This window comes from aff. Roholtiella sp. LEGE 12411 (assembly GCF_015206995.1).
GTDB lineage: Bacteria > Cyanobacteriota > Cyanobacteriia > Cyanobacteriales > Nostocaceae > Komarekiella.
Genome location: NZ_JADEXR010000132.1, coordinates 1 through 15,812 on the forward strand (window position 1 = coordinate 1; position 15,812 = coordinate 15,812).

Genomic DNA, 15,812 nt, shown 5'->3' on the forward strand with positions numbered 1-15,812 from the left:
GGATATAAACGGACTTGTACAACCTTGTGTAACACTCAGCATCACCTCCTTGATGTGCTTACTCTACCATAAACATATATTGTGATAAAGCACTAAAATACAATAATTGGTGATTCCTCAAACACCCGGCTATCCATCCCCGCCCTGTAGAGGGACGGGGAATTCCGCCGAATTAGTTAAAATTTTTGTCTTTGTCTGAAGAAATGCAAAATCTTTTAATATTTCTTAGCTAGAATTGTAATAAAAATAAATATTTAGTTAAGAACAAGAGGGCTGTAGCTATGCAAAGCACCCAGTTCGATAGAATTTTGCAACGAGTGGCGACGATATTATCAGTTGTGATTCTTACCCTCAGCTTGATTGGCGTCACTACAGGAATTTTGCTGTCTTTTTATTACGAACCGACAGCACGCGGCGCTTATGAGTCGTTGAAAATGATTAATACACAAGTGCCATACGGTTGGTTGTTCCGCAGGGCGCATGATATTGCTGGTAACGCGGTAATTATCGTTGCCCTAATTCAAATTGTGGTAATGTTTCTCGGTCGGCAATTTCGTAAGAGTTGGCTGACTGCTTGGATTAGCGGAATTTTATTTACCCTAAGTGCGATCGGGCTAGATTGGACAGCCATGCTCTTAGACTGGGATCAATTAGGATACTGGCGTTTTAGCATTGAGCTAGGAACCATCGAAGCAATTCCCTTTATTGGTGGGCAACTGCGCGATATCCTGACTGGCGGTGGAGCTATTAGCACCGTTACCATCCAACACCTCTACACCATACACAGTTATCTGATTTCGGTAGCTGCCATAATTCTTGCTGTGGTAAATTTATCTGCTTTACTGTGGGAAGAAAAACAAATGCATCAAGAAGCGCCAAAACCTGAATTTAGTAATTTACGTAATTTACAACAACCACCAGAAGGCGAGTTTATTCCTTCATAAAGCTTCATAAGAAGTGCTGAGTTAAGAGTCAAAAGTCATTAGTCAATTATATTTTTCTTCCTGTGCCCCCTGCTCCCTCTGTTCTTCTTATCCCCCAGGAACCTCACTAGTTGAAAGTTGAGATAATTGGGTCAAGGGGACATCCTCAACCTCTGATAACTTTTCTAGAGACAGAGGCGTAGACTGGGTAGCACCAGATAAACGTTTTAAAAGGTTAGGTCTGGGGTCAAACAACAGGTATATAATGCGATCGCCAACTTCCCACTCTTGATTTGCTGGCATTACCTGTAGGCGTTCTTCTCGTTCTACCAATAGCGGTATCAACACCCCAGTCCGAATCTTTTCCTGTATATGATCCTGTTGGGTTGAAAATTCCAACTCATTCAGTGTGGTAGTCCCCAACTTAACTCGCCCATCATTTAGGTACTCATTCCAAGTCTTAATTGCTAAATCTGAGATGAAAGCTTGGTTAACTTTATTATTAGTTGAGGTATTCGCTTGGGGATCACGAGGGAAAACTGCCAAGACACGCGGCGGATTAAACTCCTCAGAAGCCCGTTGAGCCAAAACAAAATTCACCTCGCCATTACTAGTCATAGCTAAAAAAGTGCCTATAGAGGCAAGCCCTGCTTCTTCCAAAACAGCAGCATCCAACGCACTGCTAGCAATAACTCGGAGATTTTGCGCCTGGGCTTGGACTAAACATTTTGGGTCAGTATCAATCATTACCACGTTTTCTCCTCGTTCTTGAAAGAACCGGGCAATCAAAAGACTCAAGGGATTGCAACCAACAATCACCGCCCCAGTCACATCTTTGGAAGTGATTTGCAACCACTTAGCAACCCAGCCAGCTGTTAGACCTTCGCAGACCACAGTCATGATAATTGTGAGGAAGACTAGGGCTTTGATAGCATCACCACCGTTAATGCCCCGTTGTGTCAGCGAAATTGCAAATAAAGAAGCCACAGAAGCGGCAACAATTCCCCTAGGAGCAACCCAGCTTAAAAACAGTTTCTGTCGCCAGTTGAGGTCACTATTCCAGGTACATAACAGGATGTTAATCGGGCGAACGACGAACATTAGCACCAAAACGGTGAATAAACTACCCCAACCCAAAGCAAACACACTCGCAATGGATAAGTCAGCGGCCAAGAGGATGAATAGCACCGAGACGCTGAGTATTGTCAGCTGACCTTTGAAGCTCCGCAACAGGCGTTCTTCTGGTACTGAAGAGTTGGCAAATACTGCTCCTGCGACTACTGTTGTCATTACTCCCGACTCACTGCGGATCGTTTGTGCCAAAGTAAACAGGCCCCATAGAACCGCCAGTACCACTAAGTTTTTTAGCTCAAATGACAGAAAATTGGCGCGTTTGAAAATCAAACTCATCAAGTAGCCGCCTGCACCACCAATTGCACTACCAATACATAGGCGCATGAGTAAACCGATGATGGCATTGATCGGGTCAGTATCACCGTTCAAAATTGTATCTAGGACAACGAAGGCAAGGATAGCTCCTACTGGGTCTATTAAAACCCCTTCTCCTTCCAAAAGCGTTGCCACTTGTCGATCTACGCTGATTTGTTTGAGCAGAGGACTAATGACGGTTGGGCCTGTAACCACGACTATGGAAGCGTAGAGAAAAGCTATGTTCCAAGGAAATTCACCCAGCCAGTGAGCTGCCATGCTACCGCCAAGCAGTGTGATCAACGTTCCTAGAGTAACGAGCAATTGCAGGCTGAGTGAAACTCTACCCAACTCTCGTAGATCTAAATTAAGTCCACCTTCAAACAAAATTATTGCCGTTGCTAGGGAGACAATAACTTCTAGTCCAGTGCCTAGTGAATGCGGGTGCAACAGCCCCATACCATCAGAGCCAAGCAGAATGCCCAACAGCAATAATAAGACGATGCTGGGTACCCGGAGGTATGCAGCCAATACCTGGGCGCTAATGCCTGCAAAGACAGTGATCACCATCTGTAGGGTGATTTCAAAAGATGCTTCCATGTTGTAGATTTTGATCCATGTATTTCAAAATCTTTTGTAAAGAATTGTACATATTAACTTTACAGGGTACAACATCATAACTCTTTATTCCTTGTCCAATTCAGAGATTTTTTCATACTTGGCTCTTGATAAGAAAGCATTTGTAACTAATTGGTGGTTAGGCAAGAGTGCTTTTGGAATTAGCAATCAACTTCGGCTGTTTGAGGATTCTCCGCACTTCATGCGGGGCAAGGATGTCAATTGTCTGGTTTATGTTTCGCTTAGAGACGAGGAAAAGTTTGGAGTATCAGTGTGTGGAAGCTTTTGTTTGCACCCAGTTTAGCTAATATCAAATTTTTTTGGCAAAACCTGTTGACATAAGCAGGAAAATTCGTTACCTTATAAAAGGTCTGAGTCTAATGCCCCCATCGTCTAGAGGCCTAGGACACCTCCCTTTCACGGAGGTAACGGGGATTCGAATTCCCCTGGGGGTACTTAAGAAATATAAAAAGCAAGGAAATCGCTTCTTTGCTGGTATGAATTACCCTACCACCTGTGGTGAAATCTAAGTTATAGGATAGTTTTCGAGTTAATTAGCTGCTAGCTAGCTCCTCCACACGTTGGTGAATCGCTAGCATATTTAATCGTAGGTCTTTGCTTAAGCGATTTTCAACGATTGTCACTGGCATAGTGAGTTTGGGCCAAACTTGAATTGTGTAGCAAAGATTTGTTCCTATGCACTCACCAAGGGAATAAGGCTCTAAATACCAGCTACCAGAAAAGCCTTTGAAATCTCCCTCTATCATGCGGAAATTTATCTGTTTAGGGAAGTATTCTTCGAGATCCAAAACTACACGCGCACAGAAGTTGAAATTTAGTAAGCGGCCAGAGCCTATTTGCTCTAGTCTAATTCCACCCTTGGGATGCTCAATTAGACGACTCTTGGCAAGGTTGGGGATAAAGTCAGCCAAGGCTTCATAATCTGTCAAAACCTTCCAGATTTGTTCTACTGGTTGGGGGATTTTGATTTTAGCACTGATTTGCCTTTGGCGCTCTGCTATTTTCTCGATTTGGACTTCTACTTTAGCTGGTAAAGCACCTGTATCAGCAAGCAAATCCCCTTCTAGGTTAGTGTCATCACTGGGGAATTGGAAATCAAAGTCTTCTGTTGTGTTATGTTCTTTAGTCACTTTCAGAATATGGTTTGCTTTCATCAGAAAATTGGGGCAAAGTCAGGGTAAAGCAAATTTCGCTTAGTTGAGAATCCGAGATTGAAACACTCTCAACAGCGATCGCTCCATTTAAGTGTTGCACTAGAGACTTTACTAAAGCAAGTCCCAAGCCAGTACCTGGAGTCCAGCGCCCTTTACCGCGACGGAACTTATCAAATATGTATGTCGCTTCTTCTTCGGAAATGGCACGTCCTATATTCGTCACTTTAATAATAACTTGATCAACAAGCTGCTCAACTTGGTGAGAGGCTTGCAAGTGGACAAGAGTTTGATGCTCTGAGTATTTACAGACATTAGTTAATAGCTCTTGGAGGATGCGGTCAAAACTTTCTAGTTCAGTTTGTAGTATTAACGTCTCCTGTGGCAATTCTACAGAAATCCTTAATCCCTTTTCTGCAAGTTTTCGTTCAAAAGATTCTGTTATATCCTTAATTCTGGTATTTAAATCAACAGTTTCTAATTGTGGAGCTTCTTGATGAGACTCTAGTTTTTGGAGTGTCAGCAAGTCGTTAATTAAGTTAATTTCCTTTGTACATTCTTGCTCTAGGATATCTAAGTACCTAACTTGACGTTCTGGGGCTATTCCTGTCAGACGTAGATTACGAATAGACATTAGCATATTTGTTAGAGGGTAGCGTAAGCGATCGCTCATGTTGCTCAAGAATTCATCTTTGAGTTCGTTGAGTTTTCGCAGCTGCTCAACATATTGCCGTGTTCTTTCATGCAATTTTGCTTGCAGTTCCAGACTGCTCTGTAGTTTCGCTGTCCGTTCATCTACCAAAGTCTGAACTTGGCGCAATGTCTGTGACTGAATTATGGCATTGCTGACTTGAGCGCAAACCATTTCCACAAGATTTAATTCTGCTGGTTGCCAATTGCGAGCAACCTTTTGCTGTAGCACTAAAAATCCTAAAACTTTGGCCTGACTCTCTAATGGCATTAACAATGCTGTAGGCAATTCTTTGACTGCAAACAATGAAGCAGCTGGCGAGGTATCGTTTTGCTCTGTATAGTCATCGATGATTAGTGGTTTTCCAGAGTCTGTGAACACACGTTGGCATAAACCACACTCTGAGAGCAAAAAAGACTCATTCAAAGTGTCTGTACTAGTACCGTAAATTTGTGTTGCTCTATTCCATTCAGCATGTACGGTAGCTTTCGCTCTTGGAACTTGTTTTTTGGGTCGAGTCCTAAACAGCGGATCTGTGTATTTCAGCAGTATGAGTAAACCGCGATCTGCCTGTAGAGATTCGGCGGTAGAGGCGATTACTAACTGGAGCATTTGATTTAACTCCAAGTTACTCCGACTTAATAAAGTTAATTGCTTGATTAAGCTTTGATGCTGATCGCTTTTTTGGAGGTACTGCTGTTGATGAGCAATCAACTGAGCCTGTGCCATTCGGGAAAAAGCGATCGCGCAAGAAGACTCTAGGGCTTTGAGTAATTGCTTTTCTGATTCACTCCAATCATAGGGTTGGAATTTAATCAGACTAATCACCCCATTATTATTGCCACCAAATCGGGTGGGAATCGCTAAAACCGCTTTTATTGGTAGTGGCAAATATTGACACCCGATTACCAGACTGTTTTGAATAATTGAAATATCCTCAATAGTCAATGGCTCAGCAGCACATTGCACTACTGGCGAGTCCATAAGCAACTGTTCCATCGAGAATATCTCGTTTGGGTGTGGCAACCCTAGATACTCATCAGCACACCAATTACCAGTAGCCGCTTCGCTAGATTCCTCACTCGTCACTGGAACCAAACAACAGCAATCTACTTGGAAAATAACTCCCAGCAATTGGGCTATCTCTTGCAGCATCAATGCAGTCGCTGAGCTATTGGCGATGATTTGGTTAATTTTTTGTACCAATTGGTGGGCAGGTTCTTCCTGATGCTGCATCAGTTTGATTTGGTATGGTTGTAGTTGTTCTACGTCATTTGGGTATTGTGGCAGCGACGATAAAGGCTTTTTCATTCCTGGCACGCCCTTGGATAATGACCCCATTGTTTTTGCACCCAACCTCTTGGCATATTCTTTACTAATAGTGATGTTGTTGCAACCTGGTGATTTGCAAATTTTGTATGAATACTTTCTCTCACCTGTTATAGCCTCTTTTTATGTCAGATGACCAAGTTAGTGGTGTATTAAACAAATCTCGATATAGGTAATAAGATACGTAGAATATCCTAAAATGCCTCAGCCAGATTATACTTGGCTTACTGATATTAAGGTAATTTACTCACTTGGACTTAGAGTATCCTGTCTGTAAGTATACATAAACCGTAATTTCTCTGGAATTGAGGCAAAATCTCCAGAAAATCTCACCGCGCTAACACGGAAACAGCTATAAAAAACATGTAATATTTTTTTCACAATGTTTACGCTGAACAAGCTACTCTTAGTATCTGTAGAACTTTCAGGGAAATTCTGTTTTAGCAGAACTTCAGTAAAAATTTTAACGATTATTCAAGAACAGATTGAGTATTTATGCTTAAGAACTAATTACTTTAACAATTTAATATATTATTTTGAATAAACTTTACTGACAAAATTATGAATGCAATCCAGTTACTACTGAGGATAACTGGGCTGCATTCATCTGAAGGTAAGACTATCCAGCCAAACTCTCGACACTCAGAGGAACCATGTCACCATTCCTCGTTAGTCCTAACAACATTGGTTGTTGGGGTTGAATTAATTGACCTGTAAGTACGCAGCGTTCTTCTTGCTGAGCTATTGCAGCTATGCTAGCTCGAATATCGGCTTGCGAAAATCGAGGCTTCCACTCACCTGATTTTTGCTGCACATAATTCCAGAGAATATCTCGGATCAAAGCTTGATACCCCTGATTGCCTGCTATTTCTTTGAGTTTATCTTTGAGCTCTCGCTCTAGGCGGATGCTGGTAACTTCCATATCGGTGGTTGGGGTGCGGGCGATCGTATGCATGATTTTTTCTCCTTAAAGGTATAGACAGGATAGTAATACAAGTGTAGTATGTTTAAAGGAATGTTCAATAGGTGAAATTTTCTGTGAAATCCATTTACCCCATCTCTACTACCTTGCGTGCTACCAACTACCGAGCCGGTTGGGAATTAGCTGTTGTGGGAGTGGAGTATTTATTTATGGGCGATGGTAGCCAAAATTATGGCCAAATCACAGAGGGTAATAATGATTTTAGATATCTCAGCATTGGTGTGCTGAATGCAAAACTACAACTAGATGAAGGAAGCGGGAGGTACAGGCATAGAAATGCTGTACCCATATAAGACCAAAAAATTTTCCGGTCAATTTCTAACCCCCGCTTCAGCCAAACAAGAAGCGGGTTTTTTTTTATAAGGAGTGAAGTTGTAGCGCTACACACTTCTGGATGGATGTGCAAGCAGACCTGGAATAACAGGAGAGCATAAGAAATGCTGAAATTAACTTATACTGATAGGAGCTTTTACTTAGAGTGTCTCACTCTGTCACTAGAGGAATGGGTAACGCAGCGAGTAATTTTGGCACTGCGAGTCGGTCAATATCTATGCGTTGAACCCAGTACCGCTTCTTTTTTGCTTCCTGTTGATTTGCCAGGAGTAGAAGTACTAAAGGCTGAGGTAAAACGCGATGACAAAGAAATTATTGCTTTGTGTGCCTGCGATACCGATTATATAGAGGTCACTCTGCGAGGTTCTTGGCTATCAGATGGTTCTGATAATGCTATCGGTGTGTTTGTCACTACTATAAGCGATCGCGCTGAGTTCTTTTTGCACAGACTTTGGCAGGAATCTCAAGAAAGCAGTGCTTCTGTCATGAGCGAGTAAACGAAATAGTAGGATGAGTATAATTTTTCACTGAAAATTAGCGGTGAAGAAGCCCATTTTTTTTTGACGCCGCTTTCAATAAATTCGAGTACCGTTAGGTTACTAAAATTATGTTAAGTTGATCTACCTAGGGAATGATTTTCTTGTAAATATGAATAGCAGCAACTTCATTCCACAGACCGATTCAAGCATTGATGTCTTTAAAGTAGAAATATATAGGCGAACCATGAATGAAAAATCTGGTCAAACGCAATGTATTCATTGAATAATGGGCAGAGTATCTACTCAATATCCATTACTGAGTCAATGCGGAATATGAGGACAATTTTTTTCGTAAAGTTCGGTGAACAAGAACTTCCAGATGGAAGCACATCCGTGTAATCGACTGGTCAAATCGACTAAGTGAAGGCGTGAGTTTCCCTCTCCAAGTAAAAGTTCTGCGTTGTTAAAGCTGTTATCGAGGATTCCAAATGAAGATTATTGCTTCTGTTTTATCTATCTTACATCCAGTACGCTTTCTAGTTGTGGCTTTTACCTGCGCCTTGCTATTTTTGTCTAGTGCTTTTCCTGCTTTTGCCATCGATAGTTATCAAAGTGACCCTACCGAAGCTACTACACAACTACTTGAAACTCAGCGCGAAACTGACGAAGTAGCAAAATCAGCACCACTTGGACTCAAAGAAGTTCAAAACAAGTCAAACGAAGGACTGAATGAGGTTCAAGGAGCTGCTGATATTGACAAGCAGAAGCGCCCCAGTAATTCGCAGAGTTCAACCTCAGTAGAGGAAAATGTAAAGAACTTTTTGGGAAAAGTTACAGGTAAGTAACAAAATTAATACATTGATAATGTGTCAGTGATAATGGGTAATTGCATAGAAGCAGTTACCCATTACTAATTAGTAGTATTAAGCTTGCACCTTCTTAAGGTATAGGCATAATTATAAATCAGGGAATTAATTTAAATTAACAATCTTTCCTTGGGTTGATGTGTATTATGTCTCCAATTTGAGAACTTAGTAAATAAGTTCGCTTAGGGATGGAAAATAATGCGTGCGATAAACATTGGTTTGACAGAAGAACAGCGTCAAGGTGTAATTAATCTGTTGAATCAAGATTTGGCAGATGCCTATTTACTGTTGGTGAAAACCAAAAAGTATCACTGGGATGTCGTCGGGCCTCAGTTCCGCTCTTTGCACCAGCTTTGGGAAGAACACTACGAAAAGCTTACTCTCAATATTGATGCTCTGGCAGAGCGGATTAGGGCTTTAGGCGGTTATCCGGTTGGCTCAATGGAAGGATTTCTCAAGATTACTACCCTAAAGGAACATGCTGGTAGTGTTCCCACAGCAACGGGGATGGTATCTAATCTAGTAGAGGATCACGAGCAGGTTATTCGCAACTTAAGGGATCATGTGGATAAGTCTGGTGATCAGTTCCACGATCAGGGAACCGCTGACTTTTTAACCGGACTGATGGAAGAGCATGAAGAAATGGCTTGGATGCTGCGTTCATTTATTGAAGGACAGGCACTCGAAGGAGACGGTACAGAACCTGCTACACAAACTAAAACTCCTGTAGGTGTGTAGGTATTAGCAGACACAGGCAAAAATATAATGTCTACGTGAAGGTTGGTGTGTAACTAGTTGAGGGAGGATTGATTCCTCCCTCAATACTGGTGTTGCTCTGTTGTCTACCGCATCTGTCTGTTATGTCAACAGCAAAAAAATAACATAATACAAGGAGTATTTAAATGCCAGAAACGTATAAAGCAGAACGTACTATCTCTGCTGCATTTAAAGAACAAAAGCAAATTGATGATGTGATTCGGCGTTTATTAGACAGAGGTGTACCGAGAGATCATATTTCGGTTATGGGCAGAAACTTCCAGTCTGAAACTCGGATTTCTGGGTTTATTACTAAAAAAGATGTGATTTTGGGAGGTTTGAGAACAGGGGCAATATTTGGCTCCTTGTTTGGCTCCTTTCTCAGCTTACTTACAGGTGTAGGTGTACTATTTATTCCATTTGTCGGTTCAATAGTAGCAGCAGGGCCTATTAGTGCAGTGCTGCTGGGAGCTGCAAGTGGAGCGATCGCAGGTAGCGCTGGTGCAGGTTTAGTATCCGTTCTGACGACTTTGGGTATGCCAGAAGATAAAGCTGCTATCTACCAAACCCGCTTACAAGCTGGAGAATTTTTATTAATGGCAGAAGTTCCGAGCGATCGCGCCGGAGAATTTCAATTGCTGCTGGAAAGTGCTGGTGCTGAAGAAATTCATACAATTGAGAAAACTTTATCTCGTCCCTGTGCTGGTAAATGCAACAGTCCAGAAGATTTGTCTCCTGAGGTTCGTTCTCATCTTTCTGATGAAGCTCAACGCACATTCATTGAGCGCTACAACGCTGTCCTCAATGAAAAAAATGATGAGTTTACGGCTGAAAATGCTGCTTGGGAAGCGGTTCACCAGCAATTTGATGAAGATGATAACGGTGTTTGGTCAAAAGCTAAGGCCAATGTCTAGCCCTTTCAAGGTGGTGAAATTTGGAAGGAAGATTGGTTATTTCAACCTTTAAAAAGCCCAAAATCTGAGAAGATCAGGACTTACGCAAGTGTCATATTTTTAACGCCAGAGGTTGTCCAGAGTCAAAGGTCAAAAGTCCAAAAAACCTTGATTCTTGAACGCCACTTGCTTTAAGTCGGCAGAGCCGCAAGGGCGCAGTGGCTCCCCTTGACTCTTGACTCTTGACTCTTATACCAGAAGCCTTGTGTGCCAGTTGCGTAAGTCCTAAAGATGTTGCGACAACATCCCTGATTTCTCCTTTATATTGCCGGATTAGCCAAGCTTATATTTTCAAGCGATGAGCAAGTGCAACCCACTCGTTAAATCGTTCACAATCAACTAACTCAAATCCTGCATCTGTTAACGCTGTTACAACATTTTCTTCGTGATCGGTGGTAAAACCAGCTGTAATCAGTAGTCCTGTGTATGTATCAGTCTGACGCAGCGACTGCTGAAAGTCATTGGCAAGGGCAATATGCATCCGCGCCAAGATATTTGCAACAATGAGGTCAAATTGTTCTGTAGTCTCAATTTTGGGCACATTTTCGATGGTGTTTCCACCCATCCAATGCCCCATATCGCTTCCACATCCCAGGCTGGCTTTGATCACTTTTACCTGCTGCTCTACGCCGTTAAGATGCACAGCATCCTGAGTTGCTTGCACAGCAATACTATCGTTATCTAGTGCTAAAACCTTTGCTCCTAGCTTCGCCATCGCAACACTTAGAATACCTGAACCCGATCCCAAGTCGAGAACATTCATTGTGGGGAAGATGTGCCGCTCAATCATTTTGAGGCTAACAATGGTTGCTGGGTGTAGACCACTGCCAAAGGAGAGGGTTGTCTTCAGTCTCAAAGTTATTTCGTTTGCTGCTTGAGATTGATCAGGTACATCAGAAGTCAGCACCACGAACCGATCCCCAATTCGATGGGCTAGGGGATTGAGTCTTTGTGCGTGTGTGATCTCCTCAACCAGAGTTGTTTGTACAGCCGTCGCTAGTCCTGTACGGTGCAAAGGTGATAGTAAATTAACAATTTTTTCTACACGTGCCCGCGAATGGACATCATGAGCTATGTATAAGCGAATTGTAAACGTCCAGCCAGGGAGTGCTAGATTGCGATCGCCTCGCTGATCTGAGTTGAGTTCGGCATATTCTGTGATCTGCACATCATCAATATTGATCGTCTCAGCAACCAGGGTATAGACCCAATCAACAGCCTCGTTGGTTGTGTCGAGGCTTAATTCTATCCACGGCATTTTCTCTTCTTCTGGCATGGCTGCATTGCTGTAGAACAATTACTGACTACATGGGGTCAGAGATTCTCACCTTGAGGGTAGACAGCTTTTCAATGCTAACCGATGCTTGAACCTAGTTTTTAGCTTAAACCGACAGAAGCCCCACATCCGACCGAAGGCGGTGTGGGATGAATGACGCCTTTCATTTCTACAGAGACGTTGCAATGCAACGTCTCTGTAGAGTTTATGCTGTGATAGTCCCTAATGCCTTGTCAACAGCTTGCAGTGCTGTATTGACTTCTGCCTCGGTAACAATCAGCGGAGGTACGAACCGGACAACTTTTGGCCCGGCTGGTACCAGCAATACGCCCTCATCTATAGCAACTTTGACGATATCAGCTGCGGTTAGTTGAGTGGATGCTTGCAACTCTAGACCGTTGATCAAACCCCAACCCCGAACTTCGGCAATTTGATCAGGATATTTTGAGGCGATCGCTTTTAATCCAGTTCGCAACTGTTCACCTCGTTCTTCCACATTCTGTAAAATTTTCTCCCGTTCCAATGTGTGACAAACACTGAGTGCCACTCCACATACAAATGGATTTCCGCCAAAAGTGCTAGCGTGTTCCCCTGGTTGGAAAACATCACAGAATTTTTTGCTCATCATTGCTCCGATGGGGATACCACCACCCAAGCCTTTGGCACTGGTGAAGATATCCGGCTCAACGCCAAGATGTTCATAACCCCATAATTTTCCACTGCGCCCCATGCCAACTTGCACTTCATCAAAAATTAGCAAAATGCCGATTTCATCACAAATCTGCCGCAGCTTTTGGAAGTAGGCAATATCCCCCGGACGTACCCCACCTTCTCCCTGCAATGGCTCTATTAAAATCGCCGCCACACGATAATCACCTTCATCTAACTCGCTAATCGCCGCTTCCACAGCGTTAATATCGTTGTAATTTACGTAGTGGAACCCAGGAACCAAAGGATCAAAATATTTTTGATACTTCGCTTGTCCGGTGGCGGTAACTGTTGCTAAAGTCCGCCCGTGAAAACTGGCATTGGCGGTTAAAATAATCGGTTTTTCAATTTCTAATACTGTGTGGGCATATTTCCGCGCCAGTTTAATTGCGGCTTCGTTAGCCTCAGCTCCAGAGTTGCAGAAAAATACGCGATCGGCACAAGAATGTTCAATTAGCCATTTTGCCAATTCACCTTGCTCAGGAATGTAGTACAAATTAGAGACATGGTGCAGCTTCTGAATTTGGCGTGTCACCGCTTCTACCATAGCTGGGTGGGCATGTCCCAAAGTGCAAGTGGCAATTCCAGCCACAAAGTCCAGATATTCCCGCCCTTGTGTATCCCAAACCCGGCAGCCAGCACCTCGTTCTAGGGCTAAGGGAAACCGGGCGTAGGTGGACATGACAGCTTCATTAAAGCTATCTGTATCAAAAGGACTAGATGCTACAGAACCTGAATCTGGGGGGATGGTGGCTTGGTCAACGAGAGTTTGTAGGCTCACTACCGCTGCTCCTGAAAGTTTTTCATTATATAGTTATTTACTAGTTTCCTAGAAATCCCTAAAAATTACTTTTGATTTAGCATAACTCGCACTTATTCTTAGGCTAACGCTTATAGGAAACAGACGGGAGTCTGAAAGCCCCGGAGGAACAATAGCGTAGCAATGTATTCCGTTCTTTAGACCGGGGATGAAAGACGACTCGATGGCTTTTAAGCCACCTAATTACCTATTTATATCTGCGCTTCCAAATCCTCACTAAGGCAATTTGTAGCTAGCAACACGTATAGTTAACTGACCTTGGCGGGGGTTTTGACTGAATACAAATGCACCTTCCTCCCTTTCATCACTAGATAAAAAGTCAATCTGTTGCTCTCCTGATTCTGCAACTTTGCCGTTAATCAGCAACTCAGCCATAATCTGAACGGATTGAGCTGTGTCTCCTCCAGTGTTCACGACTTCAAAGGGGACATAAAATTGCCCATTAATTTCTCGAATTGTTTGTTTTTTAGTGACAGAAAGGATTGGTGGTTGATTCTTGTCGTTTAGCCAAGTGTAGCCTACCAAGCTAACAATCACTGCAAGAATGAATGAGGCAGCACTGAATGTTACCCACTCAGCAGGCGATCGCTCTGGTTTGTGTTGTTCTGTTTGAGTCATATCGCTAACCTTCCAGCTGCACCGCCGATAGTTGCAGGTAATCCCAACACTAAGGTGTGATCTAACCACATTGTCCAGGGGTCGCTAAAAGTCAACTTTTGAAAGAACCACAGCATAAAAGCGGCTGCTAGCAATGACACTAAGTAGGACATTATGGTTTCACTTGATGGTCGTTGAAAAATTCCTTGTTGCTGCATCCGCCTTTGCTGGTTTGAAAAGCCTGCTTGAAATACAATGCCATAAGAAATCAGTAAAGATGTGGCAATCATTGCCAACTGCCAAGGTGGCGAAGCTGCGGCTGCTAGCATGGGAACTTCATCTGTTGGAGCAATGCTAAATGCAATTACGGTTGCACCAATTAGGGTTGCACCCACATCGGCGAAGGTGGCGTGTAATTCATCTTTTGTTGAATTGCTTTCCTGATGAGTTGTTTGTTCTTCTCCATTACTATTACTAATATTTCCCAAAAACTGGTTTGCTAATGCTACACCGAAAGTGAATGGTACGCTTTCAAAGATAATTTTACCTACAATTCCTTTGACAGAAGTTTCAGGTGTTAATTCTCGCAATAGCAACAGCACAAAGGCAGAGCAAGCTAGCCCGATCGCCATTGCTTCTACAGTGTCTATTACTGCTTGATAAGATCGCCAGTTATGTCTGCGTTTACGAAAACCTTCCGTCTGATTGAGTAACAACACCACGATAAACATCAATGCGATCGCCATCATCATTAATTGTGGTTTTGCCTGTGTCCCAATCCACCAGACTTCCATTGTATACAGCAATGGGATGCCAAATAAAAAGCCTCCACAAGCACCGCGAATGATGTCATTTATTTCAGTCTTCCACACATTTTTCTGACGTTTTTTTACCACTCCTATCACCAATATTTCCAGAGTAAAATTTAATCGCGTAACAAACTTTTCAAGCCGGAAGCGGATATTTTTAAGCTATGAGTTGATAATTTATCCAGGCTTCCCAAAAAATATAAATTGATAGTATTCCTAAAAAAAGCCTCAGTGTAAGGCTGACAATTGAATCTGGTATTTTTGGTAGTGTGCGAGTACTCATCTGAACACCAATAAGACCTCCAAATCCCAAAATTATACCTTGAATAAACAGAATATTTCCCTCTAATGTGTGTCCTGTGCAGGCGGCTAAAGCAGTAATCACAATAACACCTAAACTAGTCTGAATTGCTACTTTAATTTCTTCTTTCAGGAGCAATATTTGCAACGGCACCATAATCGTACCGCCACCCAAGCCAAACAGACCTGCTAAAATTCCTGCTGCTCCACCAGTGCCAATTTTAGTAAGTAATGGGTTAAATACTGGGGCTGTGCTCTCATTTTCTTTTTCCTCAGAGGCCAGTTGCTTGCGAAGCTCTATTAAATAGATATTAACAAGTAGTATAATGCCAAATGAAAAGAGTATTATATATGATGGGATTTTGTTAGCAAAATAGACTCCTATCCCAGTAGTTAGGAAAGCTGGAATTCCTAAGTAAATGACTCGTTTAAAGTCAAAATAACCCATCCACCAATTTTGCAAACTTCCAGAAATTGAAGTAATCACAATAGCAAGACTACTAGTAGCGATCGCTTGAACTGGTGTATAACCTAGTGTGACTAAAAGAGGAATTGTGATAATACCACCACCTATTCCCAAAAGTCCAGCTATCACTCCAGATATTAGACCACCAGCTACTAAAATCAACCAACTAAAATCAATCATAAATAGTTTTCTTAAAATAACTAATTTAACGTATCGGCTCTAGCTCTTTAAAACTTACATAGAGTAATCTGATTTGATTCGTGAACTGACTCGTAGAGATGGGGGATGGGCTGTCTCTTATACACA

15 protein-coding genes and 1 tRNA gene are annotated in these 15,812 nt (G+C 42.4%); 7 read left to right on the forward strand and 9 right to left on the reverse strand.

Annotated elements, in window-relative coordinates; translation table 11 throughout:
* Positions 1-281 precede the first annotated feature (281 nt).
* Positions 282-944 (forward strand): cytochrome b N-terminal domain-containing protein, encoded by a 663-nt coding sequence (locus tag IQ246_RS22565; protein WP_194005574.1) that lies wholly within the window; start codon positions 282-284, stop codon positions 942-944.
* An 87-nt stretch (positions 945-1,031) separates the two neighbouring features.
* Here the strand turns inward: IQ246_RS22565 and IQ246_RS22570 are convergent, their stop codons facing one another.
* Positions 1,032-2,951, reverse strand: a complete 1,920-nt coding sequence (locus IQ246_RS22570; RefSeq protein ID WP_194005575.1) for a sodium:proton antiporter — start codon at positions 2,949-2,951, stop codon at positions 1,032-1,034.
* Between the two features lie 400 nt (positions 2,952-3,351).
* Here IQ246_RS22570 and IQ246_RS22575 point away from each other — a divergent pair.
* Positions 3,352-3,424: transfer RNA gene (locus IQ246_RS22575), tRNA-Glu, on the forward strand.
* A 99-nt stretch (positions 3,425-3,523) separates the two neighbouring features.
* On the opposite strand, the gene IQ246_RS22580 is transcribed toward IQ246_RS22575, so the two are convergent.
* The 3 genes from IQ246_RS22580 to IQ246_RS22590 all read right to left on the reverse strand — a co-directional run bounded on the left by IQ246_RS22580 (position 3,524) and on the right by IQ246_RS22590 (position 7,116).
* Positions 3,524-4,144: an SRPBCC family protein gene (locus tag IQ246_RS22580; RefSeq protein WP_194005576.1), complete on the reverse strand. Its 621-nt coding sequence runs from the start codon at positions 4,142-4,144 to the stop codon at positions 3,524-3,526.
* Positions 4,113-6,143 carry a GAF domain-containing protein gene (locus IQ246_RS22585; RefSeq protein WP_194005586.1) on the reverse strand — a complete coding sequence of 677 codons (2,031 nt, stop codon included), beginning with the start codon at positions 6,141-6,143 and terminating at the stop codon, positions 4,113-4,115. Before IQ246_RS22585 ends, IQ246_RS22580 begins: the two co-directional genes overlap by 32 nt.
* Positions 6,144-6,780: 637 nt before the next feature.
* Positions 6,781-7,116: a hypothetical protein gene (locus tag IQ246_RS22590; RefSeq protein ID WP_194005577.1), complete on the reverse strand. Its 336-nt coding sequence runs from the start codon at positions 7,114-7,116 to the stop codon at positions 6,781-6,783.
* Positions 7,117-7,187: 71 nt separating this feature from the next.
* Between IQ246_RS22590 and IQ246_RS22595 the strand changes: the two genes are divergently transcribed.
* From IQ246_RS22595 to IQ246_RS22615, 5 genes are all read left to right on the forward strand, one after another.
* Complete coding sequence (locus IQ246_RS22595) at positions 7,188-7,436, forward strand: hypothetical protein (protein WP_194005578.1); 249 nt, start codon at positions 7,188-7,190, stop codon at positions 7,434-7,436.
* 144 nt (positions 7,437-7,580) lie between these two features.
* Complete coding sequence (locus IQ246_RS22600; protein ID WP_194005579.1) at positions 7,581-7,973, forward strand: alr0857 family protein; 393 nt, start codon at positions 7,581-7,583, stop codon at positions 7,971-7,973.
* A 470-nt stretch (positions 7,974-8,443) separates the two neighbouring features.
* A complete protein-coding gene (locus IQ246_RS22605) occupies positions 8,444-8,800 on the forward strand; it encodes a hypothetical protein (protein ID WP_194005580.1) in 357 nt (118 codons plus the stop codon).
* Between the two features lie 219 nt (positions 8,801-9,019).
* Complete coding sequence (locus IQ246_RS22610) at positions 9,020-9,559, forward strand: Dps family protein (RefSeq protein WP_194005581.1); 540 nt, start codon at positions 9,020-9,022, stop codon at positions 9,557-9,559.
* A 164-nt stretch (positions 9,560-9,723) separates the two neighbouring features.
* Entirely contained in the window at positions 9,724-10,491 is a 768-nt protein-coding gene (locus IQ246_RS22615; protein WP_194005582.1) for a ChaB family protein, read from the forward strand.
* A 322-nt stretch (positions 10,492-10,813) separates the two neighbouring features.
* Here IQ246_RS22615 and IQ246_RS22620 read toward each other — a convergent pair whose 3' ends face one another.
* The 5 genes from IQ246_RS22620 to IQ246_RS22640 form a co-directional block, all read right to left on the reverse strand.
* Entirely contained in the window at positions 10,814-11,788 is a 975-nt protein-coding gene (locus IQ246_RS22620; RefSeq protein WP_194005587.1) for a 50S ribosomal protein L11 methyltransferase, read from the reverse strand.
* Between the two features lie 223 nt (positions 11,789-12,011).
* Positions 12,012-13,295 (reverse strand): aspartate aminotransferase family protein, encoded by a 1,284-nt coding sequence (locus tag IQ246_RS22625; protein WP_194005583.1) that lies wholly within the window; start codon positions 13,293-13,295, stop codon positions 12,012-12,014.
* 255 nt (positions 13,296-13,550) lie between these two features.
* Positions 13,551-13,952: a TIGR02588 family protein gene (locus IQ246_RS22630; protein WP_194005584.1), complete on the reverse strand. Its 402-nt coding sequence runs from the start codon at positions 13,950-13,952 to the stop codon at positions 13,551-13,553.
* Positions 13,949-14,833, reverse strand: a complete 885-nt coding sequence (locus tag IQ246_RS22635; RefSeq protein ID WP_194005588.1) for a TIGR02587 family membrane protein — start codon at positions 14,831-14,833, stop codon at positions 13,949-13,951. Before IQ246_RS22635 ends, IQ246_RS22630 begins: the two co-directional genes overlap by 4 nt.
* Before the next feature lie 64 nt (positions 14,834-14,897).
* Positions 14,898-15,686 (reverse strand): sulfite exporter TauE/SafE family protein, encoded by a 789-nt coding sequence (locus IQ246_RS22640; protein WP_194005585.1) that lies wholly within the window; start codon positions 15,684-15,686, stop codon positions 14,898-14,900.
* Positions 15,687-15,812: the final 126 nt, after the last annotated feature.